This window comes from Methylobacterium nigriterrae, assembly GCF_037106235.1.
Taxonomy (GTDB): Bacteria; Pseudomonadota; Alphaproteobacteria; order Rhizobiales; family Beijerinckiaceae; genus Methylobacterium; species Methylobacterium nigriterrae.
This window is the reverse complement of the sequence record NZ_JBAWTG010000342.1, coordinates 1-1,679: the sequence shown is the minus strand read 5'-3', so window position 1 is coordinate 1,679 and position 1,679 is coordinate 1. Positions and strand designations below refer to the sequence as shown.

Annotated in this window: 1 protein-coding gene; it reads right to left on the bottom strand. The window is 72.7% G+C overall.

The window, feature by feature from the left end; genetic code table 11:
- On the bottom strand, positions 1–1,671 hold a 1,671-nt coding region (locus tag WDW90_RS36865; RefSeq protein ID WP_336492684.1), incomplete at its 3' end, for a type I secretion system permease/ATPase.
- Positions 1,672–1,679: the final 8 nt, after the last annotated feature.

The window sequence follows — 1,679 nt, the reverse complement described above, 5'->3', positions numbered from 1 at the left end:
GCCGCGTCGGGCGAGGACCTGCTCTTTCGGTCCGAAGGCCTGGGCGCGGCCGTCCTGCATGGTCAGGATGAGATCGACGCCGGCGAGCGCGCTCATGCGGTGGGCGACGAGGATGACCACGCCGCCGCGGGCGCGCACGCCGAGCACCGCCTGCCGCAGCGCCTCCTCGCCGTCCTGGTCGAGGTTGGCATTCGGCTCGTCGAGCACCACCAGGAAAGGCTCGCCGAACAGGGCACGGGCCAGCCCGATCCGCTGGCGCTGCCCGCCGGACAGGCCGCGCCCGCCCTCGCCGACCTGGGTGTCGTAGCCGTTCGGCAGCTGCAGGATCAGGTCGTGCACGCCGGCGGTGCGGGCCGCCGCCTCGATGGCCGCCGGCGCGGCATCGGGCGAGAAGCGGGCGATGTTCTGCGCGATGCTGCCGGCAAACAGGGTGACCTCTTGCGGCAGGTAGCCGAGGTGGCGGCCGAGATCGGTCGGGTCCCACTGCGTGATCGAGGCGCCGTCGAGCCGCACGCTGCCGCGCAGGGTCGGCCAGACGCCGATCAGGGCGCGGATCAGGCTCGACTTGCCGGACCCGCTCGGGCCGGTGATGGCCAGCCCCTGGCCCGCCCGCAGGCTGAAGCTGACGTCGCGCACGGACACCTGCTGGGTGCCGGGGGGCGCCACCGCGACGCCCTCGACCCGCAGCGCGCGGCTCGGCACCGGCAGGACGGCGCCGGCCTGTGCGGGCGGCATCCGGGCGGACATCTCCGTCAGGCGTCCCCAGGCCTGCTGCGCGCCGACGATGACCTTCCAGTTCGCGATCGTCGTGTCGAGCGGGGCGAGCGCCCGCCCGAGCAGGATCGAGGCGGCCAGCATGATGCCCGAGCTGCCGTCGCCGGTGATCACCAGGTAGGCGCAGAGCGCCAGCACGCCCGATTGCAGCGCGATGCGCGACATCTTCGAGACGGCGCCGAGCCCGCCGGAGATGTCGGCCACCTGCTGGTGGGCGAGCACGAAGCTCTGGTTCTCCCCCTCCCAGCGGGCCGCGAAGTGATCCTGCATGCCCATCGCCACGACGACGTCGGCGTTGCGGCAGGCTTCCTCCGTCACGGTGCTGCGGCGCGCGGCCTGCGCGCTCACCGCCTTGAGGGGGCCGCGCGTGAGGCGGTCCGTGACCAGCGTGATCGTGCCGAGCATGAGGGCGCCGCCCAGCGCGGTCAGGCCGATCAGCGGGTGGAACAGGAAGCAGATCGCGAAGTAGAGCGGCATCCAGGGCAGGTCGCACAGGCCCGCCGGGGCGGTGCTCGACAGGAAGCTGCGGATCTGGTCGAGGTCCTGGATCGGGCCGAAGCTGCTGCCCGGCGCCATGCCGCTGCGGGGCGCGCGCATCATCACCTTGAAGATCCGGGCGCTGAGGCACTCGTCGAGGATGGCGACGATGCGGGTCAGCATGCGGCCGCGCATGGCCTCGAGCGCGCCGTGGAAGGCGTAGAGCAGCAGCGCCAGCAGCACGAGGCCGATCAGCGAGGGGATCGAGCGGCTCGGGATGACGCGGTCGTAGATCACCAGCATGAAGAAGGAGCCGGTGAGGTAGAGCAGGTTCACCAGGCCGCTGACGACCGCGAGGCTGATGAGGGCGGGGCGGCAGCTCCTGACGGCGTCGCTGAGGTCCGGGGGGGCGGGGTTCATCGCGTGTG